Source organism: Domibacillus robiginosus (assembly GCF_000966195.1).
GTDB lineage: Bacteria > Bacillota > Bacilli > Bacillales > Domibacillaceae > Domibacillus > Domibacillus robiginosus.
This window is the reverse complement of record NZ_LAHL01000012.1, coordinates 241,076-264,427: the sequence shown is the minus strand read 5'-3', so window position 1 is coordinate 264,427 and position 23,352 is coordinate 241,076. Positions and strand designations below refer to the sequence as shown.

General features: G+C 42.8%; 23 protein-coding genes. 17 read left to right on the top strand and 6 right to left on the bottom strand.

Annotation, left to right across the window (positions count from 1 at the left end):
• Positions 1–40: 40 nt before the first annotated feature.
• The 4 genes from VP97_RS09685 (at position 41) to VP97_RS09670 (ending at position 3,308) form a co-directional block, all read left to right on the top strand.
• On the top strand, positions 41–1,402 hold the full coding sequence (locus tag VP97_RS09685) for a dihydrolipoamide acetyltransferase family protein (RefSeq protein WP_050181573.1): 1,362 nt from the start codon (positions 41–43) through the stop codon (positions 1,400–1,402).
• A gap of 3 nt (positions 1,403–1,405) precedes the next feature.
• Positions 1,406–2,815, top strand: a complete 1,410-nt coding sequence (gene lpdA, locus VP97_RS09680; RefSeq protein WP_050181572.1) for a dihydrolipoyl dehydrogenase — start codon at positions 1,406–1,408, stop codon at positions 2,813–2,815.
• 170 nt (positions 2,816–2,985) lie between these two features.
• Positions 2,986–3,102 carry a GapA-binding peptide SR1P gene (locus VP97_RS09675; protein WP_050181571.1) on the top strand — a complete coding sequence of 39 codons (117 nt, stop codon included), beginning with the start codon at positions 2,986–2,988 and terminating at the stop codon, positions 3,100–3,102.
• An 89-nt stretch (positions 3,103–3,191) separates the two neighbouring features.
• Positions 3,192–3,308, top strand: a complete 117-nt coding sequence (locus tag VP97_RS09670; RefSeq protein WP_050181570.1) for a GapA-binding peptide SR1P — start codon at positions 3,192–3,194, stop codon at positions 3,306–3,308.
• Positions 3,309–3,348: 40 nt separating this feature from the next.
• On the opposite strand, the gene VP97_RS09665 is transcribed toward VP97_RS09670, so the two are convergent.
• The gene (locus VP97_RS09665; RefSeq protein WP_050181696.1) at positions 3,349–4,818 is read right to left on the bottom strand and encodes an aminotransferase class I/II-fold pyridoxal phosphate-dependent enzyme; all 1,470 of its coding nucleotides are present in this window, start codon (positions 4,816–4,818) and stop codon (positions 3,349–3,351) included.
• A gap of 139 nt (positions 4,819–4,957) precedes the next feature.
• Between VP97_RS09665 and VP97_RS09660 the strand changes: the two genes are divergently transcribed.
• Positions 4,958–5,227 (top strand): UPF0223 family protein, encoded by a 270-nt coding sequence (locus tag VP97_RS09660; RefSeq protein WP_050181569.1) that lies wholly within the window; start codon positions 4,958–4,960, stop codon positions 5,225–5,227.
• Between the two features lie 39 nt (positions 5,228–5,266).
• Here VP97_RS09660 and VP97_RS09655 read toward each other — a convergent pair whose 3' ends face one another.
• A complete protein-coding gene (locus VP97_RS09655; RefSeq protein ID WP_050181568.1) occupies positions 5,267–5,884 on the bottom strand; it encodes a YktB family protein in 618 nt (205 codons plus the stop codon).
• 134 nt (positions 5,885–6,018) lie between these two features.
• Between VP97_RS09655 and VP97_RS09650 the strand changes: the two genes are divergently transcribed.
• Positions 6,019–6,810 carry an inositol monophosphatase family protein gene (locus VP97_RS09650; RefSeq protein WP_156153457.1) on the top strand — a complete coding sequence of 264 codons (792 nt, stop codon included), beginning with the start codon at positions 6,019–6,021 and terminating at the stop codon, positions 6,808–6,810.
• Between the two features lie 94 nt (positions 6,811–6,904).
• Here VP97_RS09650 and VP97_RS09645 read toward each other — a convergent pair whose 3' ends face one another.
• Positions 6,905–7,090: a DUF5325 family protein gene (locus VP97_RS09645; protein ID WP_050181566.1), complete on the bottom strand. Its 186-nt coding sequence runs from the start codon at positions 7,088–7,090 to the stop codon at positions 6,905–6,907.
• Positions 7,091–7,246: 156 nt separating this feature from the next.
• Here VP97_RS09645 and typA point away from each other — a divergent pair, with 156 nt between their 5' ends.
• Together typA and VP97_RS09635 are read left to right on the top strand one after the other, a co-directional pair.
• On the top strand, positions 7,247–9,076 hold the full coding sequence (gene typA / locus VP97_RS09640) for a translational GTPase TypA (RefSeq protein ID WP_050181565.1): 1,830 nt from the start codon (positions 7,247–7,249) through the stop codon (positions 9,074–9,076).
• A gap of 18 nt (positions 9,077–9,094) precedes the next feature.
• Positions 9,095–9,412: a YlaH-like family protein gene (locus VP97_RS09635; RefSeq protein WP_050181695.1), complete on the top strand. Its 318-nt coding sequence runs from the start codon at positions 9,095–9,097 to the stop codon at positions 9,410–9,412.
• A 421-nt stretch (positions 9,413–9,833) separates the two neighbouring features.
• On the opposite strand, the gene VP97_RS09625 is transcribed toward VP97_RS09635, so the two are convergent.
• Positions 9,834–10,037: a YlaI family protein gene (locus VP97_RS09625; RefSeq protein ID WP_050181563.1), complete on the bottom strand. Its 204-nt coding sequence runs from the start codon at positions 10,035–10,037 to the stop codon at positions 9,834–9,836.
• A gap of 106 nt (positions 10,038–10,143) precedes the next feature.
• Between VP97_RS09625 and VP97_RS09620 the strand changes: the two genes are divergently transcribed.
• Positions 10,144–10,605 (top strand): pyridoxamine 5'-phosphate oxidase family protein, encoded by a 462-nt coding sequence (locus VP97_RS09620; RefSeq protein ID WP_050181562.1) that lies wholly within the window; start codon positions 10,144–10,146, stop codon positions 10,603–10,605.
• A 36-nt stretch (positions 10,606–10,641) separates the two neighbouring features.
• Positions 10,642–11,745 (top strand): HD-GYP domain-containing protein, encoded by a 1,104-nt coding sequence (locus VP97_RS09615; RefSeq protein WP_050181561.1) that lies wholly within the window; start codon positions 10,642–10,644, stop codon positions 11,743–11,745.
• Positions 11,746–11,776: 31 nt separating this feature from the next.
• Here VP97_RS09615 and VP97_RS09610 read toward each other — a convergent pair whose 3' ends face one another.
• On the bottom strand, positions 11,777–12,277 hold the full coding sequence (locus VP97_RS09610) for a hypothetical protein (RefSeq protein WP_050181560.1): 501 nt from the start codon (positions 12,275–12,277) through the stop codon (positions 11,777–11,779).
• Positions 12,278–12,441: 164 nt separating this feature from the next.
• On the opposite strand from VP97_RS09610, the gene VP97_RS09605 reads away from it, so the two are divergent.
• The 3 genes from VP97_RS09605 to pyc all read left to right on the top strand — a co-directional run bounded on the left by VP97_RS09605 (position 12,442) and on the right by pyc (position 17,469).
• On the top strand, positions 12,442–12,723 hold the full coding sequence (locus VP97_RS09605; protein ID WP_050181559.1) for an Fpa/YlaN family protein: 282 nt from the start codon (positions 12,442–12,444) through the stop codon (positions 12,721–12,723).
• Positions 12,724–12,808: 85 nt separating this feature from the next.
• Positions 12,809–13,966, top strand: a complete 1,158-nt coding sequence (locus tag VP97_RS09600) for an FtsW/RodA/SpoVE family cell cycle protein (RefSeq protein ID WP_050181558.1) — start codon at positions 12,809–12,811, stop codon at positions 13,964–13,966.
• A gap of 65 nt (positions 13,967–14,031) precedes the next feature.
• Entirely contained in the window at positions 14,032–17,469 is a 3,438-nt protein-coding gene (pyc, locus tag VP97_RS09595) for a pyruvate carboxylase (RefSeq protein WP_172656753.1), read from the top strand.
• Between the two features lie 39 nt (positions 17,470–17,508).
• On the opposite strand, the gene VP97_RS09590 is transcribed toward pyc, so the two are convergent.
• On the bottom strand, positions 17,509–18,411 hold the full coding sequence (locus VP97_RS09590; protein WP_156153456.1) for a COX15/CtaA family protein: 903 nt from the start codon (positions 18,409–18,411) through the stop codon (positions 17,509–17,511).
• A gap of 383 nt (positions 18,412–18,794) precedes the next feature.
• Between VP97_RS09590 and cyoE the strand changes: the two genes are divergently transcribed.
• The 4 genes from cyoE (at position 18,795) to VP97_RS09570 (ending at position 23,351) form a co-directional block, all read left to right on the top strand.
• Positions 18,795–19,637: a heme o synthase gene (cyoE, locus tag VP97_RS09585; RefSeq protein WP_425388455.1), complete on the top strand. Its 843-nt coding sequence runs from the start codon at positions 18,795–18,797 to the stop codon at positions 19,635–19,637.
• An 87-nt stretch (positions 19,638–19,724) separates the two neighbouring features.
• Positions 19,725–20,810 carry a cytochrome c oxidase subunit II gene (gene coxB, locus VP97_RS09580; protein ID WP_050181555.1) on the top strand — a complete coding sequence of 362 codons (1,086 nt, stop codon included), beginning with the start codon at positions 19,725–19,727 and terminating at the stop codon, positions 20,808–20,810.
• 34 nt (positions 20,811–20,844) lie between these two features.
• Entirely contained in the window at positions 20,845–22,722 is a 1,878-nt protein-coding gene (locus VP97_RS09575) for a cytochrome c oxidase subunit I (protein WP_050181554.1), read from the top strand.
• Positions 22,722–23,351: a cytochrome (ubi)quinol oxidase subunit III gene (locus tag VP97_RS09570; protein WP_050181553.1), complete on the top strand. Its 630-nt coding sequence runs from the start codon at positions 22,722–22,724 to the stop codon at positions 23,349–23,351. The genes VP97_RS09575 and VP97_RS09570 overlap by 1 nt, the downstream gene beginning before the upstream one ends.
• Position 23,352 lies beyond the last annotated feature (1 nt).

The window sequence follows — 23,352 nt, the reverse complement described above, 5'->3', positions numbered from 1 at the left end:
GCCTCCTTTTCAAAACTCAATTATTAGGAGGCTGAATGCATTGGCATTTGAATTTAAATTACCGGACATCGGTGAAGGTATTCACGAAGGTGAAATCGTCAAGTGGTTTGTAAAGCCAGGTGACAAAGTTGCGGAAGATGACGTGCTTTGCGAAGTACAAAACGATAAAGCGGTTGTTGAAATTCCATCACCAGTTGCGGGTACAGTAGAGGAAGTATTGGTTGAAGAGGGTACAACAGCAATTGTTGGCGACACATTAATTAAATTTGACGCTCCTGGATACGAAGATTTGAAATTTAAAGGCGACGACCATGGCGACGAAGGTGAAGCGAAAACAGAAGCACAGGTTCAGTCTTCTTTAGAAGGCGGGCAAAACATTGATAAAGCTCCTGTTGAAGAAGCACCAAAAGAATCTACAGGTCCTGTAAGCACTACGCCGGCTCAGCCGCAGGAAGAAGTAGATCCGAACCGCCGTATCGTTGCAATGCCATCCGTACGCAAATATGCACGTGAAAAAGATGTAAACATTGCTCAAGTAGCAGGCAGCGGTAAAAATGGACGCATTGTAAAAGAAGATATTGATGCATTCTTGAACGGTGGTGCGAAGGCTCCTGCACAAGCAGAGACAGCTGCACAGCAGGAAGCTCCAGCAGCAAAAGAAGAGTCAAAACCAGCAGCAGCGGCTATTCCAGAAGGCGAGTTCCCAGAAACACGCGAAAAAATGAGTGGTATCCGCAAAGCGATTGCCAAAGCAATGGTTAACTCAAAACATACAGCACCACATGTTACGCTTATGGATGAAATAGAAGTAACAGAGCTTTGGGCACACCGCAAAAAGTTCAAAGATATTGCAGCGGAAAAAGGCGTGAAATTAACATTCCTTCCATACGTTGTAAAAGCTTTGACAAGTGCACTTCGCGAATTCCCTGCGCTTAACACATCAATCGATGATGCAACAAGCGAAATTGTTCACAAGCATTACTACAACATCGGAATTGCAGCTGATACTGAAAAAGGCTTGATGGTGCCAGTTGTGAAAAACGCAGACCGCAAGTCAATGTTTGCGATCTCTAACGAAATCAATGAGCTTGCTGTTAAAGCACGTGATGGTAAATTGGCTCCTGCAGAAATGAAAGGCGCATCTTGCACAATCACTAATATCGGTTCTGCCGGCGGACAATGGTTTACACCGGTTATCAACCATCCAGAAGTAGCAATTTTGGGTATTGGACGCATTGCTGAAAAAGCAATTGTAAAAAATGGTGAAATTGTAGCGGCACCTGTGTTAGCATTATCATTGAGCTTTGATCATCGTATGATTGATGGAGCGACTGCGCAAAATGCGTTGAATCACATTAAACGGTTGTTAAACAACCCAGAACTTTTACTAATGGAGGCGTAAGAGATGGTAGTAGGAGATTTCCCGATTGAAACAGACACTATAGTAATTGGTTCAGGTCCTGGCGGTTATGTAGCTGCAATTCGTGCAGCACAGCTTGGACAAAAAGTAACAATTGTTGAAAAAGCAAACATTGGCGGAGTCTGCTTAAACGTAGGCTGTATTCCTTCTAAAGCTCTTTTAACCGCGGCTCATCGCTTTGAGCAGGCAAAACATTCTGACGATATCGGTATCGTAGCTGAGAGTGTTTCTGTGAACTTTGACAAAGTACAACAGTGGAAAGCTGGAGTTGTGAAAAAGTTAACAGGCGGCGTTGAAGGACTTCTTAAAGGAAATAAAGTAGAAGTTGTTCGTGGAGAAGCATATTTCAACGATGCAAACACGCTTCGCGTTATGGGCGAAGATTCTGCTCAAACATATACGTTCAAAAATGCGATTGTCGCAACAGGCTCACGCCCGATTGAAATCCCGAATTTCAAATTTTCAACTCGTGTTATTGATTCAACAGGCGCTCTTGCACTAAAAGAAATTCCAAAAAAGATGGTTGTTGTCGGCGGCGGCTACATTGGCTCTGAGCTTTCAACAGCATTTGCGGATTTTGGAACAGAAGTGACAATCCTTGAAGGTGCTCCTGAAATTCTTGGCGGCTTTGAAAAACAAATGTCTGCGATTGTTAAACGCAACATGAAGAAAAAAGGCATCGAAATTGTAACAAAAGCTATGGCGAAATCTGCTGTTGAAACAGAAAACGGTGTAAAAGTAACATACGAAGCAGGCGGAAAAGAAGAAACAATCGAAGCGGATTACGTACTTGTTACAGTGGGCCGTCGTCCTAACACGGATGAAATGGGTCTTGAAGGCATCGGTGTGAAAGTAGCGGAGCGAGGCCTGGTAGAAGTGGATAAGCAGTGCCGTACAAGCGTAGCGAACATTTACGCAATTGGCGATATCATTTCGGGACCTCCTTTAGCCCACAAAGCATCTTACGAAGGTAAGATTGCGGCTGAGGCAATTGCAGGAGAAAAATCTGAAGTGGATTACCTTGCGATTCCAGCAGTTTGCTTTACAGAGCCGGAACTTGCAACAGTTGGATACAGTGAAGCACAAGCAAAAGAAGAAAACATCGAAATCGTATCTGCGAAGTTCCCATTTGCAGCGAATGGCCGTGCACTTGCACTTAACAGCACAGACGGCTTCGTAAAAGTGGTAGCACGCAAAGAAGATGGACTGATTATCGGCGCGCAAATCGCTGGTTCAGGCGCTTCTGATATGGTAGCAGAGCTTGGTCTTGCTATTGAAGCTGGCATGACACTTGAAGATGTAGCGATGACGATCCATGCTCACCCAACGCTTGCTGAAATGACAATGGAAGCAGCAGAAGTAGCACTTGGAACGCCAATTCACATCGTAAAATAATAATATGATCACATTGAAGCCCTCGGTTTCCTTATTTTAGGAAACCGGGGGTTTTTTGTCCCGTTTTAAATATGTTATACAATTTAAGCTTGAAATTTTAAATGTGTTATATTATTATAAGATCAAGAAATATAAATCGCTTTCAAAAATAAAACAGGAGGTTATAAAACATGGGAACAATCATCTGCAAGTCATGTCAATCAACAATTGAGCACTTTGAAGAAGAAAAGGTGACAGTTTTATACTCTCACTGTGGCTGTGATCATGAAGCAAAGAGTGATGACTGAACGAATAGAAAAAAGTGCTGTTCTAATTGGGATATAAATTTAATAAATATAAAACGCTTTCAAAAATAAAAAACGGGGGGTTATAAAACATGGGAACAATCATCTGCAAATCATGCAAATCAACAATTGAGCACTTTGAAGAAGAAAAGGTGACCGTTTTATACTCTCATTGTGGCTGTGATGAAGAAACAGAAATCGATGACTAAACGTACATAAAGAGCCGCTCCGTCATGGAGCAGCTCTTTTTTAATAAATGGGCTTGCGTTCGCGAATAACACGAAGCGTTTTTAATTCTTCATCCTCTGGTCCTTGAACAGGAAGACCAGCAGCTACATTTTCTTTTACATAGCGTAGATTTTCTTCTGTGATGATTTCCCCTGGAATAAAAATTGGAATACCTGGAGGGTAAACCATCATGAATTCTGCCATAATCCGTCCAGCTGATTCATCCAGCGGGACAGTTTCTGTCTCGGCGTAAAAAGCTTCACGAGGAGAAAGAGCTAAAAGTGGGATATCTGGCAGTATCACGTGTGCATGCTTGGACTGAACTGTCCCATTAAAAGAAGCTGCCATTTCAGCCAGCGCTTTTACAAGCAGTTCACAGTCTTCCTTGGAATCACCCGGTGTAATGATACAAAGGATGTTATACAAATCACTGAGTTCTACTTCGATGTTGTAATGATCTCGAAGCCATTTTTCTGCATCGTGACCACTGATGCCAAGGTTTTTCACTGAAATGATCAGTTTTGTCGGGTCGTAATCATACGTAGCTTTAGAACCCAGAATTTCTTCACCCACACAGTACAGGTGGTCAATTTGGTTTATTTTTTTTCGTGTTGCCTGAGCGAGGTTAAGAGCTTCCTCGATGATCTGATGTCCATTCATCACCAGGTGTCTTCGAGCTGTATCGAGGGAAGCAAGCAGTATATAAGACGTAGATGTCGTAGTCAGCATGCTTAAAATGGACTGTACACGATTTACCGAAACAAGCCCTTCACGCACATTTAAAATAGAGCTCTGGGTCATAGAACCGCCCAGCTTGTGCACGCTCGTTGCTGCCATATCGGCTCCTGCCTGCATAGCCGATATTGGAAGGTCTTCATGAAAGTGGATGTGAACACCGTGTGCTTCATCGACAACAACAGGAACGTCAAAGGAATGAGCGATATCTACGATTTGTTTTAAATCGCCCGCAATACCGAAGTATGTCGGATTAATAACAAGCAAACCTTTTGCATCCGGATGCTCTGTTAGCGCCCGGGTAACAGATTCTGTTGTAATACCATGTGAAATTCCAAGGTCTTTGTCGATTTCAGGATGAATAAAAATGGGAACCGCACCAGAAAATACAATAGCAGTCATAATGGATTTATGCACGTTTCTTGGAACAATAATTTTTTCGCCAGGTCCACAAACAGCCATAATCATGGTCATAATTGCTCCGCTTGTTCCTTGAACGGAGAAAAATGTATGGTCAGCACCAAATGCTTCAGCAGCCAGCTGCTGTGCTTCCTTAATAATGCCATGGGGCTGGTGCAGATCATCCAGTGGAGCGATATTAATCAAATCAATGGAAAGCGCATTTTCTCCGATAAATTCTTTGAAGACAGGGTCCATTCCGTTTCCTTTTTTATGGCCGGGAATATGAAATTGGACTGGGTTTCGTTCGGCATGGCGAAGAAGCCCATCAAATAATGGTGTTTCGTGTTGTGACAACGCCATTTCCACCTCTTTTCTAATCATTCGTTAAAGCAAAAGAATTATAGCACTTTGCCCTCTTATTGCAAAGGAATTTTTCTTCCCAAACAAGGAGTTGGATGGTACGGAAGCGAATAACTAAAGAGAGGTGAGGAAAATGGAATATTCGTACCCGTTTTCAACGGATTGGTCAACGGAAGAAGTGATCGATGTGGTATCCTTTTTCGAAGCCATTGAGCAGGCTTATGAAAAAGGAATTGTAAAAGAAACATTGATGGAGCGTTATCGACGATTTAAAGAAATCGTGCCCGGAAAAGCAGAAGAAAAGCGTATTTGCAATGAATTTGAAGAAGTAAGCGGCTATTCTTCTTACCGGGCTGTTCAAAAAATGAAGCAGGCCCCTGACCAAACTAAAATACGCATGTAAAAACAACCGCCCATTTCCTTGGATGAAATGGGCGGTTGTTTATTTATAAGCCAGCTGATAAATAGGAAGCAGCGTTTGAAATGTTTCTTTGATCAATGCATAAAGCGCTTCGCCATCCTGCAGCACAGGATCATCTGATTGAATGTGACGGCCAATTAACAGCTCCGCTTTTTTTACGTCCCGGAACCGCTTCAGAGCCTGCTCAATGTTTAGCTCTCCCCATGTCTCGGCATCCTTTTTCAAGTGATCCAGTGAGACGACGTAGTGAGCAGGTATGTGGTCCTGAAGCACCTGCTGGTGAGTTAAAAATGTTTCAGCTATTTCCTTTTTGCCTGGCAGCTCGTAAATAAATGCAAGCCAAACAAAAACATGATCGTCAAATAAGCCAACTTGAAAGTGAGGGTGCTGCTTATATCCACGCTTGTTATTGGCAATGGCAAGCCACGTATCGTTCGGTGGATTTACTTTCCGGCGTACATGACGTGCAATGTGCAGAAACATTTCCTGGCCAAGCAGTATTGATAGATCATCTGCGAGCGTGCTGCCTAGCTCATTAAATTTTGGCTGGATGCGTTCCTGTATCGCTGTCATTCGCTCCTCAAGCCCATTTATTTGAAAAGTATGAAAATCTTCTTCTGTAAAGCCAGTGAATGTCATGAGAATATAATCCTTTCTTGCAAATCATTTTACGTTCTTATGTTACTATATCATAAGAAGTTGGAAAAACTTGATAAGCTTTTTTTTTTCGTGTAAGGTGGTAAAAAATCGAATAGAAGTGAGACGGGGGCTGTATCATGACGAATTGGACAAAAATAGACCAAACGGTGAAACGGTGGATTCAAGAAGCCGGGACAAACATACGAGCATCTTTTACCAGTTCGCTCACCATTCAGGCAAAGTCAAATCCGAATGATTTAGTGACAAATGTAGACCAGGAAACAGAGCGCTTTTTTATAGAAAATATTCGTTCTGAATTTCCTGAGCATCGTATTTTAGGTGAAGAAGGACAGGGAGATCGTGTTCAATCGCTGGATGGAGTAATATGGATCATTGATCCGATTGACGGCACGATGAATTTTGTTCATCAGCAGCGTAATTTTGCCGTCTCAATTGGAATTTATGAAAACGGTATTGGCCAGCTCGGATACATATATGATATTGTTCACGATGAACTTTACCATGCAAGGAAGGGGCACGGAGCCTGGATGAATGACACGCCGCTTCCCAAATTAGAAAAAGCACCTGTTGAAACGGCTATATTGGGAATTAGCGCCACCTGGCTGATTAACAACCGTCATTTTAACCAGGAAAAGCTTGTGCAGCTAGCAAAAGATGTACGGGGAACAAGATCATACGGTTCAGCAGCACTGGAGCTTGCTTATGTGGCTTCAGGGCGCTTAGATGGCTATATTACGATGCGAAACGCTCCGTGGGATTTTGCGGGCGGAAAAATGATTGTAGAAGAAGCGGGTGGTATCGTCAGTACCATCGATGGAGGAGAAATCGATATGCTGTCCGTGAATCCTGTTTTTGCAGCAGCGCCAGGCCTACATCAGGATATTTTAAAAAAATACTTAACCTAATCAAAAAAGGAACAGCGTCTATGTCGGCTGTTCCTTTTTTGATTACAAACAGTCAGTTGTATGTAGAGCGCTGTCTGATACTGCTGCGCCTTGGTTACAATTTGCCTGCCCGGCGCATTTTTGCTTTATACGAAAATCCAAACCCCATTACAGCCAGGAGAAGAACAATCGAGAGCGCACCGCCTAAAATACTTCCTTCACCGATGGCAATACCGATGCCAATCATGCATGCAGCAGCTAAAACAGCAAATCCTAAAAACGGCCATTGAATAGTAGGCAAAGTGAAGACCTCCTTTTTGTCTATTGTAGTACAACAAGATCTTTTTTTGCAATGCCGCTTTTTCCAAATAGGCATCGTGGTTATGATGTGGTATAATAGTTCAGTTAATGGAAACCGAACAAAACGAAGTTTCTAGAAAAGGCAGGAGGAAATAGGTTGAAAACAAGAAACGATTTACGGAACATCGCGATTATTGCCCACGTTGACCATGGAAAAACAACGCTGGTCGATCAGTTATTGAAGCAGTCAGGTATTTTTCGGTCAAATGAGCATGTAGAAGAGCGCGCGATGGATTCAAACGACCTTGAACGCGAACGCGGTATTACAATTCTCGCTAAAAATACTGCGATTCAATATAAAGATACAAAAATCAACATTTTGGATACGCCAGGACACGCTGACTTCGGCGGCGAGGTAGAGCGGATTATGAAAATGGTTGATGGTGTGTTACTTGTAGTCGATGCATATGAAGGCTGCATGCCGCAAACACGATTTGTGTTGAAAAAAGCACTTGAGCAAAACCTGCGTCCAATCGTTGTCGTAAACAAAATTGACCGTGATTTTGCACGTCCAGCAGAAGTGGTGGATGAAGTATTAGAGCTTTTCATTGAGCTTGATGCGAACGATGAGCAGCTTGAATTCCCAGTTATTTATGCTTCGGGTATCAACGGAACAGCAAGCACAGATCCAGAACAACAGGATGAAAACATGGAAGCATTATATGAAGCGATTATTGAACATATCCCGGCGCCGGTTGATAATAGTGACGAGCCGCTTCAATTCCAGGTAGCGCTTCTTGATTACAATGACTACCTTGGCCGTATTGGAATTGGCCGCGTTTTCCGTGGTGAAATGTCTGTGGGACAGTCTGTTGCCCTTATGAAGCTTGATGGAAAAGTAAAGCAGTTCCGTGTAACAAAAATGTTCGGTTTCCTTGGGCTGAAACGGGTAGAAATCGAAACAGCTAAAGCAGGGGACCTTGTAGCGGTTTCCGGTATGGAAGATATTAACGTCGGTGAAACTGTTACACCAATGGAACATCAGGAAGCACTGCCGGTCCTTCGTATTGACGAACCGACTCTGCAAATGAATTTTCTTGTAAATAACAGCCCGTTCGCTGGCCGCGAAGGGAAATTTGTAACTTCCAGAAAAATTGAAGAACGTCTTCATGCGCAGCTTGAAACAGATGTCAGCCTTCGCGTTGAAAATACGGCTTCTCCAGATGAGTGGATTGTATCTGGGCGCGGTGAGCTTCACCTATCTATTTTAATTGAAAATCTTCGTCGTGAAGGATTTGAACTTCAAGTATCGAAGCCACAGGTTATTGTTCGTGAAATCGATGGGGTTCAATGTGAACCAGTTGAGCGCGTTCAAATTGATGTGCCTGAAGAATATACCGGTTCTATCATTGAATCAATGGGTGAGCGTAAAGGTGAAATGCTCGATATGATCAACAATGGAAATGGCCAGGTTCGCTTGATTTTCATGGTACCGGCACGTGGCTTGATCGGATATACAACAGAATTTTTAACGATGACACGCGGTTATGGTATCATTAACCATACATTTGACAGCTACCAGCCAATGCAAAAAGGGCGCATCGGCGGCCGCCGTCAGGGCGTTCTTGTATCTCAGGAAACTGGAAAAGCATCCACATATGGTATTATGGGTGTAGAAGATCGCGGAACGATTTTCGTGGAAGCAGGTACGGAAATTTATGCGGGTATGATCGTCGGCGAGCATACACGTGACAATGATTTAACCGTAAACATTGCTAAAACAAAGCAGGCAACCAACGTCCGCTCTGCCAATAAGGACCAAACGGCAACGATGAAAAAACCGCGTATTATGTCTCTTGAAGAAGCGCTTGAATACTTGAATGATGACGAGTATTGTGAATTAACACCGGAATCAATTCGCCTTCGTAAGAAGATTCTTGATAAAAACGAGCGTGAACGTGCAGCAAAGAAAAACAAGCAAGACTAAACAGGGGGAGGAATGAGTGTGGAAGGACTACAGCATGTGGGTCCGCTTCTCAGGGCCCTTATTGAATCGTTTGGTGTTCAGACAGCGGTCTACATTTACTGGGGCATCTTAATTGCCCTTTCCATTCTCGTATATAACCTTGGGTTTGCAAAAAAGCTTAAAATGTGGCAAAACGCCATTGTTTATGTTTCACTTACGATTGGCTCCTTGCTGCTTTTGATTTTGTCTTATCAGCTGCCGGTTGTTGAAAGCCTGCTTGTGGCGGCCCTTGTATTAGGGACATACAAGCTCCGGCTGAGAAAGCACCAGAAACAAGAAAGAACCGCACGATTATAAAAGCGGGAGGCTTACGCCTCCCGCTTTTCTTTTTGTCCAAATAAACCGAGTACTAGAGCATATAAAATAAATATGTCCCGCTCACCATCCGAAAGCCTGCACGTTGTAAGGAGTGGCAACAGGCTTGCGAGAAAGCACAGACAAGGGATAATAAAGAAAAACAGCTGGCAGCACAAGGATAAAAGCGGTTATAAAAGGTCGCTTTATTCTTGAAAGCAGCCAGAAGAAAACAGCTGCAATGGAAAAAGAAAAAGCAAATGAAAGAAAAATTTCATCCGTTCCGCCAGACGATCTAATTAAAAAGAGGAATAAAATCAACATTCAGCAGTAATGTATACACTTTCTTTCCCGTAAGTAATTCGACTGCTTTTAAAAGAAGGTAAGCACAATTCCCCCACAGTGCCAGTCAGCAGAATATTCTTTATTGAAGCCACTCTTTCTGTTTTCCGGATCGATAAACAAAAAATTGGCCTGTACTGATCCGCTGCTCTGTTTTCTCCGAGATACGCTCATGACATTCTTCACACATATATGTATGAATTGGACGATTGCGCAGTTTTTTGGTAGAAGGCAAGTGATCATCAATTGATTCTATCTTGTCGCAAATGACGCATTTTACTCTCATTAGGGCACCTCCATTTATAAGTAGTATACCATGCAACATGGCTGACATATAGAAATGTAAAGGGTTTATCAGTATAATAGGAGAAAAGTCAGAAGGAGCGGTGGCAATGGCGAATCGAAATGAACCATATTTAATACCAGAGTTGTTTGAAGCTCTTCAGTCAGAACGTCTGTCTTTTTTTTCGACCGTTGATGCGGAAACAGGGGCACCTTTTATGAATGCTGTTTCCTGGGTGTACGCGCCAGATGATACAACACTGCGGATAGCGGTGGACAGCAGGTCAAAAATTATCAATAACATTCATAAAAATACACTTGTTTCCCTGGCTGTTTTTGCCTCTGAATCCGCTTATACAATTAGCGGAAGTGCAAGCATTTTATCCACTCATTTAGAGGGAGTGCCCCTAAAAGCATCTGTTATAGAGGTTTCTATAACAGAAGTGCGGGATGTAATGTTTTATGGGTCGAGAATTACAGCAGAGCCTGTTTCTGAAAAAACCTATGATTTGCAGGCAGCAGAAAAATTAGATCGGCAAATTATGGAGGCCTTAAAACAGAAAAAGGTTTAACTACGTTATCTTGGTTATATAAGGGGTTTGAACATATTGAGATTGGTTGCGGTATCATCTATCCGGGAAAACGTCTTTCTTGCTGAAAGTGTATGGAATAGCAAAGGACACATATTGCTAAAAGCGGGTGCAGAGCTTACACCGCCTATAGTAAAGAGGCTGTGCTCGCTCGGTATTTCATACGTATACATTGAAGATGCGCGTACGGACGATATTTTTATTCGTCCAGTTTTAAAGGAAGAAACCAGAAGAGCAGTTCTCTCGGTTATGTCTGAAACGTTTGATCAATTGAAAAAAGATTTATCAGCTGATTCAGTAAAATTCGGCTTTCATAAAATGGAAAAGCAATTTACTACTGTTGTCCGTGATATTATCAGTCAAATCAGGAGGCGAAAAGAAGCCATTGATTTATTAACTCACCTTCATGTACATGATAATTATATTTTCAATCATTCATTAAACGTGACCATTTACACATTAGCTCTTAGTATGAAGTTGAAAAATTTAACAGCAAAACAAACAGAGGAAATTGGCTTAGGTGCAATGCTTCATGATGTTGGGAAAATGCTGATCCCAGCACTTATTTTAAAGAAACCGGACAAATTGACAAAGGATGAATTTGAGGTGATGAAATCCCACACAGAACTGGGATTTGAGTTGCTTCGGAAAGAACACGGGCTGCCGCTGACTGCCGCACATTGCGCACTTCAGCATCATGAACGTTTGGATGGATCCGGTTATCCACGCGGTTTAAAAGGAAATGAAATTCACGTTTTTGGAAAAATGATTGGTATTGCCGATGTATACGACGCGGTAACATCAAATCGAATTTATCGCAAAGCTATGCTGCCTCATGAAGGAATGGAAATTTTATATGCAGGATCAGGAATTGAGTTTGAGACTGATTATATTGAAAAGTTCCGTAAGGCGATCGTTATGTATCCAACTGGCTTAACCGTCTGGCTTACAGACGGCCGAAAAGGGATTGTATCTGAGCAGAACGAGCATGTAAGCGACCGGCCTATTTTGCTTATTTTGGAAGAAGATGGATATAACTTAGACGTTCCATATAAGGTTAATTTAGCGGCTGAAACAACAGTTTTTATAAAAGAAACAGATACAACTTTATCGAATACATAAAAAATCGATCTGCCCCAGGCAGATCGATTTTTTATTGAATGGAAATAGCTGTTACGTTTTTGATCGGCTGATGACGGTTTGATCCATCTTTAAATAATACATAAACAGGACCATCCTCCCGCAGCGGCTTTCCTTGGAAGGAAAACTGCATAATAAGGGAGTCCGCTTCAGTAAGCGGGAAGGAGAAAGATCCACTTTTGGTTTCGATGACAACATTGGAAGCGCTGTCCAATGGCACCGCGTTGTTTAAAAATGGGGAAAGCGGCACACCGAATGTACCATTGAGCACTTTTTCCTTTTCAAATTTTTTTTCAGATTTGATTGTGGGCGGGAAAACAGCGCCTTCCCGAATTTCCTTTTCCCAGAATTTTGACGTGCTTTCTATGTATTCCTGCTCCATATCCCGCTCCGGCTGGCCGGCTGAAGAAAAAAATTCATCAAGATCAATACGGCGGTCATCGAAAATCCATACCCCTGGATCGAGGGTAAGTGGAAACGAAACGTTTCCTTTAATGGGAATGATTTGTTCCATTGGAAAAAGTCTCCTTTGTGTAAATAAACTATGTATCCCAATAAGTATAACGTGAAAATTTTGTATTGTCAGTCTGACTGTTAAAATTCCTTGCAAATTCCCTGTATTAACGATAAAATCTTTTAATATACAGTGATTCCATTCTTGGAACAGGGGGAGAAATAATGGCATCTGAAATGAAAATAGACCATCGGGAAAAGGCCTACTCTCTGTTGCAGGCGGATGCGGAAAAAATTTTGCGTCTCATCAAAGTACAAATGGACAATTTAACGATGCCGCAATGTCCTTTATACGAGGAAGTGCTTGACACTCAAATGTTCGGCTTATCCCGTGAAATAGACTTCGCTATACGTCTCGGACTGGTGGATGAAGCAGACGGCAAACAGCTGATTGACTCACTTGAACAGGAACTTTCAGCTCTGCACGAAGCGTCCGTTGACCGGTAAACAGACAGAAAACTCAAACAGCTGTTTGAGTTTTTTTAACTTAACGAGTATCGCTTATCGGTAAGCGCATGAATGGAAGGTTTGTATGTGGAAAAGAAAATTGAAATCATATGACTACCCGCTGGCAGCTGTATTTTCTATTTTGTGTTTGTTCGGGCTTATGATGATTTTTAGCGCGAGTTCGGTTATGGCCGTTCAACGGTGGGGACTTGAAAGCGGATATTTTTATGATAAACAAAAGCTCCATATCATCTTCGCTTTTATCGCCTTTGGGTTTATGTCTATGGTTCCTTATCAACGTTTAAAAGCGCGGCGGTTTCAATTTTTAATGATTTCAGGCATGGTTCTCACTTTGTTTTTACTTTTTGGATTCGGTAAAGTATCCAATAATGCTCAAAGCTGGTTTCAAATAGGAGCGCGCTCTATTCAGCCATCTGAGTTTGCTAAACTAGTGATTATCCTGTACATGTCTGCCATATTTTCAAAAAAACAAAAAAATATTAACTCGCTCAACAACAGTATTGCACCGCCGGTGATTGTACTGTTCTTTATTTGCTTTCTTGTAGCTCTCCAGCCAGATTTCGGGACGGCTGCGATCATTTTTGCAATAGGGTTGACAATTGTTTTAACATCCGGTATAAAAATGAAAAAGCTTGGTAAGTTTATTGTGTTAATTGGAATCTTTACCCTGCTTTTATCACCTCTATTACTCTGGCAACGAGATGAAATATTGTCGGAGGAACGAATGGGCCGTCTAACAAGTTATTTAGACCCGTTTAAATATGAACAAGGAGACGGGTACCATTTGGTTAATTCCTACCTTGCGATTGGCTCGGGCGGACTGACCGGTCGGGGGCTTGGCCAGAGTGTGCAGAAACTTGGTTATTTGCCGGAGCCCCATACTGATTTTATTATGGCGATTATCGCTGAGGAACTGGGGATCTTAGGCGTCACTTTTGCAATAGGCGGTCTTTTATTTATTGTTTTGCACGGCCTTCGCGTGGCAATGAGAAGTCCTGATTCATTTGGCTCTATGCTCGCAGTCGGAATTTCTTCTATGATTGGCATACAGGCATTTATTAACCTTGGCGGTATGTCCGGGGTTATCCCGATTACAGGGGTTCCGCTGCCGTTTATCAGCTACGGAGGATCTTCTTTATTGTTGCTCTCAATATCACTCGGTATTTTGGCAAATGTATCTATGCAGTCAAAATATGAAAAAAACTATAAATCTCAAAAATAAAAAGGTTCAAATCGTTGAACCTTTTTATATATATATTTTATCAACAGATCAGGGGAGAGATGAAGATGAAAAAAATCAGCAAAGTGCTGGTGGCGAACAGGGGAGAAATCGCTATTCGCGTATTTCGTGCCTGCACAGAACTACATATCCGGACAGTAGCTGTTTACTCGAAGGAAGATTCAGGTTCATATCATCGCTATAAAGCAGACGAAGCTTATCTTGTTGGAGAAGGAAAAAAACCGATTGATGCCTACCTGGATATTGAAGGTATTATTGAAATTGCCAAACAGGCAGAAGTAGATGCTATCCATCCAGGCTATGGTTTTTTATCTGAAAATATCGAATTCGCAAAACGTTGCGAAGAAGAAGGCATTATCTTTATCGGACCAAAATCTGCTCATTTAGACATGTTTGGCGATAAAGTAAAAGCACGCACGCAAGCTATCAATGCAGATATCCCGGTTATTCCGGGTACAGACGGACCGGTTGGTAGCCTGGATGAAGTGATTGAATTTGGTAAAAAACACGGATTCCCTATTATTATCAAAGCTGCTCTTGGCGGCGGCGGCCGCGGCATGCGGATTGTTCAAAACCTCGGAGAAGTACGTGAAGCATACGATCGTGCCAAGTCTGAAGCAAAGGCAGCCTTTGGTAATGACGAAGTCTATGTAGAGAAGTTTGTACAAAATCCAAAGCACATTGAAGTACAGATTATCGGTGATCATGAAGGTAACGTGGTTCATTTGTATGAGCGTGACTGTTCGGTTCAGCGCCGTCACCAAAAAGTAGTTGAAGTAGCACCGGCCGTTTCGATTTCTGAGGATTTAAGAAACCGTATTTGTGACGCTGCTGTGAAGCTGATGAAAAACGTGGACTATTTAAACGCCGGAACTGTGGAATTCTTAACAGCAGGTGAAGAGTTTTATTTTATTGAAGTCAATCCGCGCATCCAGGTTGAGCATACGATTACGGAGCTGATTACCGGAATCGATATCGTGCAGACGCAGATTCTTGTGGCAGAAGGCCATGGGCTGCACAGTGACAAAGTCGGTATCCCTCAGCAGAATGATATTCGGACGATGGGATATGCGATTCAATCCCGAGTCACAACAGAAGATCCAGAAAACGGATTTATGCCGGATACAGGCCGCATCATGGCATACCGTTCCGGCGGCGGCTACGGTGTCCGTTTAGATGCCGGCAACAGTTTCCAGGGCGCTGTCATCACACCATATTATGATTCTCTGCTTGTCAAAGTATCAACATTTGCGATGACATTTGAGCAGGCGGCCTCCAAAATGCTGCGGAACCTGCAGGAATTCCGGATCCGCGGAATTAAAACGAATATCCCGTTTTTAGAAAACGTTATGCGTCATGAAGATTTTATTTCAGGTAACTATGATACGTCTTTTATTGACAAATCTCCTGAGTTGTTTGTTTTCCCGAAACGAAAAGACCGCGGCACGAAAATGCTCAATTATATCGGCACTGTAACGGTTAATGGGTTCCCGGGAGTGGAGCAAAAGAAAAAGCCAGTCTTTGATACACCTCGCATTCCGAAAGTGAAGTTGTCCGAAAAACCGGCACCTGGAACGAAGCAAATTTTAGATGAGCAGGGAGCGGATGGTCTTGTTAAATGGGTGAAGGCACAAAAAGAAGTGCTTTTAACGGATACAACAATGCGTGATGCACACCAGTCGCTTTTAGCAACACGGGTGCGTACAACTGATCTTACTCATATTGCACCGGCAACAGCCCGTCTTCTTCCAGAGTTGTTCTCAATGGAAATGTGGGGAGGTGCCACATTTGATGTCGCTTACCGATTCTTAAAAGAAGATCCGTGGAAGCGTCTGGAAACACTCCGCAAGCAGGTGCCAAATGTCTTGTTCCAAATGCTACTGCGTGCATCAAATGCAGTTGGCTACAAAAACTATGCAGACAATGTTATTCAAGAGTTTGTTCAGCAGTCTGCCGAATCCGGCATTGACGTATTCCGTATTTTTGACAGTTTAAACTGGGTGAAAGGCATGGAAGTTGCGATCGACGCAGTTCGTCAGTCCGGTAAAATTGCTGAGGCGACGATTTGTTATACAGGGGATATCGATGATCCAGCCCGTGCAAAATACAATGTAGAATACTACAAAAACATGGCGAAAGAGCTGGAAGCACAGGGCGCTCATATTCTTGGTATTAAAGATATGGCCGGCCTTCTTAAGCCGCAGGCAGCCTACCGCCTGATTTCTGAATTGAAAGAAGCGGTTGATATTCCGGTTCATCTGCATACGCACGACACAAGCGGAAACGGTGTATTAATGTACACGAAAGCCATTGAAGCGGGTGTGGATATTGTCGATACGGCTTTCAGCACGATGGCGGGGCTTACATCCCAGCCAAGCGCCAACACGCTTCATTACGCACTCGAAGGAACAGACCGGGCTCCATCTGTCGGCATCGATGCGCTTGAAAAAGTCTCTTACTACTGGGAGGATGTCCGCAAGTTTTATGCGCCGTTTGAAAGCGGGATGCTGGCGCCGCATACGGAAATTTACGAGCATGAAATGCCAGGCGGCCAGTATTCAAACCTTCAGCAGCAGGCGAAAGGCGTCGGCCTTGGCGACCGCTGGGATGAAGTGAAAGACATGTACCGCCGTGTGAATTTGATGTTCGGCGATATCGTAAAAGTAACGCCGTCTTCTAAAGTAGTCGGGGATATGGCACTCTTTATGGTCCAAAATGACTTAACGGAAGAGGAAGTACTGCTTCGCGGCGACAAAATCGACTTCCCTGACTCTGTCATTGAGCTCTTTGAAGGCTACCTTGGCCAGCCGGTTGGCGGCTTCCCAGAGCAGCTGCAAAAAGTGATCTTAAAAGGAAAAGAGCCGATCACCGTGCGTCCTGGTGAACTTCTTGAGGATGTTGACTTCGATGCTCTTCGTAAGGAATTAAAAGAGGAAATTGGCGAAGAGCCAACCGATCACGATGTGATTGCGTATGCGCTGTATCCAAAAGTGTTTACCGATTACGCAAAAGTAAAAGCGCAGTATGGCGATATTTCGGTTCTCGATACACCAACATTCCTATACGGCATGCGTCTCGGTGAAGAGAAAGAAATCGAAATTGAAACAGGAAAAACACTCATTGTGAAACTCGTTTCAATTGGCCATCCGCAGGCGGATGGGACACGCATTTTAACTTTTGAGCTGAATGGCCAGCCGCGTGATGTTGTCATTAAAGATGAAAGCATCAAATCAGCGGTCAATGCAAAGGTGAAAGCAGACCCGAAAAACGAAGGTCACATTGCTGCAACCATGCCTGGAACAGTCATTAAGGTCATCCTTGAAAAAGGGGATAAAGTGAAGCGCGGAGATCATTTAATGATTACCGAAGCGATGAAAATGGAGACAACTGTGCAGGCACCATTTGATGGAACTGTAAAAGCTGTTTACGTACAAAATGGCGAAGCGATTTCTACAGGCGATCTTCTCTTAGAACTCGAAAAATAAAATAAAAAGCACTGCCTTCAAGAAAGGCAGTGCTTTTTATTAACCATTTATCCTGCTTCTTGACACTAGCAGGATAAAATAACATAACAGTCCGAACAAGCAGGACACAAACAAAGCATGAGCCAGAGCAATGTATAAGTTTAAATGAGTCCAAATGATAAAAGCACCGGCGATTGCCTGCAGTGAAACAAGAACGAATGCAATCAGCCAACCGTAATACAAAACACGTTGATCCTTATAATATTTAAGAGCCATATAAGCAATAAAGGCAATCCAGATAAAAATGAAGCCGGCGGCTGCCCGGTGTCCCATTTGAATCCATTGGTACAGATTTGAAGGCAGAATTTCATCGTTTCCACACAAAGGCCAGGATCCGCAAACCATACTTGATTTAGTGTGACGGACAAGAGCCCCTGTATAAACAACGATATAGCTGTAGAGAGTCACGCCGATTGTGTGCCATTTCATTCGGGTATCGATCACAAGGGATGAAGCATCAAATCGCTGATCCACTTCAAAAATAAGCAGAGTCAATAATAAAACAGCTGAAAATGAAATAAGAGAAATGCCAAAGTGGAGAGCGAGAACAAAGTCATTTTGTCCCCAAAGAACAGCGGCCGCTCCAATTAACGCCTGAGCCAGTAAAAAAAAGAAAGCTAAAGCGGCAAGAAATTTAGTTTCCCGCTTATGGCCAATACAGCGCCACGAAAAAATAGAAAGTGCTAAAACAAGTAGTCCGGCTGCCCCTGAAACAGCCCGGTGAGAAAGCTCGATGATGGTTTCTGCTTTGATATTCTCCGGAATAATCCGGCCATGGCAAAGCGGCCATTCATTACCGCAGCCAAGGCCAGAATCTGTTTTTGTAACAAGCGCGCCGCCAATTAAAACGGCAAGCATTACCAGTGTGGTTATCACACCAAGCCATTTAAGCCAGCTGTTCAATATATTCACCTTCTTCTCTCTATATCTATATCTATATCTCATACGCTTTACGTACAAAAAAGAAAGCCGTTTCATTTTAATGTTTCTTACTGTCTTTTCTATTATCTTATAAAACAGAACAACTGGAAACAGAACGTTTTGACGAGACACAAATTAGACAAAAATAGTTCATCACCCGTTCACATAAAAAATGATGAATATGATTTAATATGGAAGAGAGCGTCTATTCGTTTGAAATGTTGTGGAATAATGTAGAAAAGCGCAGCTATATCCTTTATAGTAATATTAAGATAGTGTGTTTAAAGAGAAAGGGGGGAATAGTGTTGCGCAGTACAACAATAGAAAAAACAAACGTGCCGGAAACAACCGCTTTTAAAGATTTTATGGCGTTGATTAAAATTGGCATTGTTAATTCTAATTTAATAACCGTTTTTACAGGTATGTGGCTGGCTTTTATTTTAAATGACATTCGATTTTTAGCTAACCTTGATACCATTGCTTTAACACTAATCGGCTCTGCCCTCATTATTGCCGGTTCAGCAAGTTTAAATAATTATATTGACCGGGATATTGATCCGCTCATGGAGCGTACAAAAACCAGACCAACGGTTACTGGGAAAATCAGTTATCCAAAAGTGCTAACGATAGGACTTGCGCTTGTCATTGCTGGCTCAGCGCTTTTATTTATGACGACCTTTACTGCGGGTGTGATTGGTGTAATAGGAATCATCAGCTACGTGGTGATTTATACAATGTGGTCAAAGCGCCGTCATGTAAGTAATACGATTGTCGGAAGTATTTCAGGGGCTGTACCGCCTCTTATCGGCTGGGCCGCTGTTGACCCAACGCTTGATGTATTGGCTTGGATGCTATTTTTAATTATGTTCATTTGGCAGCCGCCGCACTTTTATGCATTGGCCATGAAGCGTGCTGATGAGTATGGAAGAGCAGGAATTCCGATGCTTCCAACCGTAAAAGGGTTTGCCGTGACAAAACGACATATGTTTGTTTGGACAATACTTCTTTTGCCGCTACCGTTCTTTATGACAGAACTTGGCATAGCATTTATGATTTTAGCTACCCTGCTAAATGTAGGATGGGTGGCTTTAGCAGCTACAGGTTTTAAAACGAAAGATGATTTGAAATGGGCCAAATATATGTTTATTTATTCATTGCAGTATTTAACCATCATTTTCGTGGCGATGGTCATCGTCACTGTTATTTAAACAGAGGGGAATTCTTTCTTTTAAGAAATCCATATATACGTACTGTTTTTGTAAACATTTTAAATGAAAGAGGGGTTGTAATACGCTATGAAAAAGAAGCTGGCAAATTGGCGTCTTTTTACGTTTATGGGCCTGATGGCGCTCCTTCTGTCCGGCTGCGGCGAACCATTTCTTTCAACGCTGACCCCTGCTGGTGAAGCAGGACAAACCGCCTATGATCTCATGATGCTCAGCACATGGATCATGGTAGGCGTGGTCATCGTTGTATCTATTTTATTTGCCGTTGCTGTCCTTAAGTTTCGACGTAAAAAAGGCGACACAACCATTCCAAAGCAAGTGGAAGGAAGCCATGTGCTTGAAATTGTTTGGACCATTATTCCGATTATTTTACTGATTATTTTGGCAATTCCAACAGTGTTAGCTACGTTTGATTTGGCTGATACAAAGGCGATGGACAAAAAAAACGAGGATGGTACAACAGATGCGATGGTTGTGAACGTCCGGGCCAACTTGTATTGGTGGGAGTTTGAATATCCTAATCAAAAAATTATTACAAGTCAGGATCTGGTGGTTCCAACGGATCAAAAAGTTTATTTCAATGTAAAAGCATCGGATGTAAAACACTCTTTTTGGATTCCAGCAGCCGGTGGGAAAATTGATACAAATGTAGAAAACGTAAATCAAATCTGGCTTGAGTTTGATAATGAAAAAGCGGCCGAGGCCGATAACTTGTTTTATGGGAAGTGTGCAGAGCTTTGTGGTCCTTCTCATGCTTTAATGGACTTTAAAGTGCATGCGCTTCCAAAAAGTGAATTTGACCAGTGGGTAACGGCGATGCAGGCTATTGATGCAAAAGCAGCAGAAGCAGCGCCGGAAGATCCAGCAGCAGCGGAGGGGCAGGAAATTTTTAATCAAAAGTGTTTAAGCTGTCATGCTGTGACAACGGCTGATGCACGTCCTGAAGCGGCTCGCACAGCGCCGAATCTTGCGGGGTTTGCCGATCGTGAAAGGATAGCTGGTGTTCTAGAACATAATGAAGAAGAATTGAAAAATTGGCTCGCCGATCCAGGGCAATACAAACCAGGCAACAAAATGACTGGTACATACGGCGAATTGTCTGATCAGGAGCTTGATCAGCTTGCTGCGTACCTGATGAGCCTTAAAGTAGAATAATTACTATAGAATCGGGGTAAAGGAGGTAAAGCCGTTGAGTACCATTGCACACGCACAAAAACGGGGATTTACCGGCACGATTTGGGAATATCTCACAACTGTTGACCATAAAAAGATCGCAATTTTATATTTGCTAGCTGGTGGCTTTTTCTTTATTGTCGGTGGGATCGAAGCGATGATGATCCGGATTCAGCTGGCTGTGCCAAATAACGATTTTGTCAGTGCCGGCTTGTTCAATGAAATTATTACCATGCACGGTACCACAATGATTTTTCTGGCTGCCATGCCGTTATTATTTGCTTTTATGAATGCTGTTATGCCGCTTCAAATTGGCGCACGCGATGTAGCTTTCCCGTTTGTGAACGCACTCGGATTTTGGCTGTTTTTTTTCGGCGGTGTATTCTTAAACCTTTCATGGTTCCTCGGCGGAGCGCCTGATGCAGGGTGGACATCATATGCCTCTCTCTCGCTTGCTTCTGAAGGGCATGGTATTGATTTTTACGCTCTTGGTCTTCAAATCTCCGGGTTTGGAACATTAATGGGCGGGATCAATTTTTTGGTAACGATTATCAATATGCGGGCACCGGGTATGACATATATGAGAATGCCGCTGTTCACCTGGACAACGTTTGTGGCATCTGCTCTTATTTTGTTTGCTTTCCCGCCGCTGACTGTCGGACTGTTCATGTTGATTTTTGACCGTATGTTTGGTTCAGGATTTTTTGATGTAGCGATGGGTGGAAACACGATTATTTGGGAGCATTTTTTCTGGATTTTCGGTCACCCTGAAGTGTATATTCTCGTGTTGCCGGCATTTGGCATTTTTTCAGAAATATTTCCGACATTCGCGAGAAAGCGCTTATTTGGATACTCGTCCATGGTATTTGCTACAGTACTTATTGGGTTTCTCGGTTTCATGGTATGGGCGCACCATATGTTTACAACAGGCCTGGGTCCGGTTGCAAATGCTATCTTTGCGGTTGCTACAATGGCGATTGCGGTTCCAACTGGAATTAAGATTTTCAACTGGATTTTAACGATTTGGGGAGGAAGCATTAAATTTACAGTACCTATGCTTTACGCAGTAGCGTTTATTCCTTCCTTCGTTATGGGCGGTGTTACAGGCGTTATGCAGGCAGCAGCGCCAGCGGATTACCAGTTCCATGACAGCTACTTTATTGTGGCTCATTTTCACTACGTAATTGTAGGGGGAATCGTTCTTGGACTGCTTGGAGGCGCCCATTTTTATTGGCCGCTTATGTTTGGAACGATGCTGAGCGAAAAGCTGGGCAAAATTACATTTGTCCTGTTTTTAGTCGGTTTCCATTTAACATTTTTTATTCAGCATTTCCTTGGTTTAATGGGAATGCCACGCCGTGTATGGACATTTCTTGAAGGGCAGGGGCTGGCTACTGGAAACTTGATAAGCTCTATTGGGGCTGCTTTTATGGCACTCGGCATTATTGTCTTGCTTGTAAACATTGTGATCACTCAGAAAAAAAATATTCAAGTGGGCAGAGACCCTTGGGAAGATGGACGTACACTTGAATGGGCCATTCCATCTCCTGTGCCTTTTTACAATTTTAAGCAGCTTCCGCTTGTACGGGGCCTCGATCCTTTTTGGATTGAAAAGATGGAAGGCAAAACAGATATGACACCGGCTGAACCGGTGGGTGACATCCATATGCCAAACAATTCGTTTGTGCCATTTGTTATTTCTCTTGGTTTGTTTGTCGCTGCATTTGGCGCGATGTATCATGCAGATGAAGGGAAGGATTGGGCCATTCCAGTTTTGATTATTGGCATGCTGATTACATTCGGTGCGATGCTGTATCGTTCCGTTAAAGATGACCATGGCTACCACATTCATAAAGAAGACTTGCTTGATGAGGCAGAAGGGGGAACACGATAATGGCAGCTGAACAAAAATTCACTCCGCAAACGTGGCCCGAATCGCCGGAGCAAGCAACGCTTGAAGGGAAAAATAAATTCCTTGGCTTCTGGTTTTTCCTGGGAGGCGAGACTGTTTTATTTGCTTCACTATTTGCGACGTATTTAGCACTTAAAGACAGTGTACCAAGCGATACGCATGCTAAAGCAGCCGACCTATTTGAATTGCCGCTCGTTTTTTTAATGACGATGCTTCTTTTAACAAGTTCATTAACATCGGTTTTCGCGATGTATCATATGAAAAATTACAGCTTTAAGAAAATGCAGCAATGGCTTTTTATCACTGTTGTGCTTGGATTAGGTTTTCTTGCATGTGAGATTTATGAATTTTATCATTACTATCATGCATTTGAGCACAAGTTTACAAGCAGCGCATTTGGCTCCGCTTTTTATACGCTTGTCGGCTTCCACGGTGGACACGTGGTTTTCGGCCTCTCATGGATTATCGCGTTGATGATCCGAAACGCGAAGCGGGGGCTTAACTTGTACAATGCACCTAAGTTTTATTTAGCCAGCCTTTACTGGCATTTCATTGATGTTGTGTGGGTGTTTATCTTTACGGTCGTATACTTAATGGGGATGGTGGGATAGC

What these genes read in the sequence shown, in the direction of transcription:
- VP97_RS09675 (WP_050181571.1), top strand. Translation starts at nt 2,986, where the DNA reads ATGGGAACAATCATCTGCAAGTCATGTCAATCAACAATTGAGCACTTT.
- VP97_RS09570 (WP_050181553.1), top strand. Translation starts at nt 22,722, where the DNA reads ATGGCAGCTGAACAAAAATTCACTCCGCAAACGTGGCCCGAATCGCCG.
- VP97_RS09620 (WP_050181562.1), top strand. Translation starts at nt 10,144, where the DNA reads ATGGCGAATCGAAATGAACCATATTTAATACCAGAGTTGTTTGAAGCT.
- VP97_RS09655 (WP_050181568.1), bottom strand. Translation starts at nt 5,884, where the DNA reads ATGACATTCACTGGCTTTACAGAAGAAGATTTTCATACTTTTCAAATA.
- VP97_RS09610 (WP_050181560.1), bottom strand. Translation starts at nt 12,277, where the DNA reads ATGGAACAAATCATTCCCATTAAAGGAAACGTTTCGTTTCCACTTACC.
- pyc (WP_172656753.1), top strand. Translation starts at nt 14,032, where the DNA reads ATGAAAAAAATCAGCAAAGTGCTGGTGGCGAACAGGGGAGAAATCGCT.
- VP97_RS09670 (WP_050181570.1), top strand. Translation starts at nt 3,192, where the DNA reads ATGGGAACAATCATCTGCAAATCATGCAAATCAACAATTGAGCACTTT.
- lpdA (WP_050181572.1), top strand. Translation starts at nt 1,406, where the DNA reads ATGGTAGTAGGAGATTTCCCGATTGAAACAGACACTATAGTAATTGGT.
- VP97_RS09605 (WP_050181559.1), top strand. Translation starts at nt 12,442, where the DNA reads ATGGCATCTGAAATGAAAATAGACCATCGGGAAAAGGCCTACTCTCTG.
- VP97_RS09625 (WP_050181563.1), bottom strand. Translation starts at nt 10,037, where the DNA reads ATGAGAGTAAAATGCGTCATTTGCGACAAGATAGAATCAATTGATGAT.
- cyoE (WP_425388455.1), top strand. Translation starts at nt 18,795, where the DNA reads ATGGCGTTGATTAAAATTGGCATTGTTAATTCTAATTTAATAACCGTT.
- coxB (WP_050181555.1), top strand. Translation starts at nt 19,725, where the DNA reads ATGAAAAAGAAGCTGGCAAATTGGCGTCTTTTTACGTTTATGGGCCTG.
- VP97_RS09600 (WP_050181558.1), top strand. Translation starts at nt 12,809, where the DNA reads ATGTGGAAAAGAAAATTGAAATCATATGACTACCCGCTGGCAGCTGTA.
- VP97_RS09660 (WP_050181569.1), top strand. Translation starts at nt 4,958, where the DNA reads ATGGAATATTCGTACCCGTTTTCAACGGATTGGTCAACGGAAGAAGTG.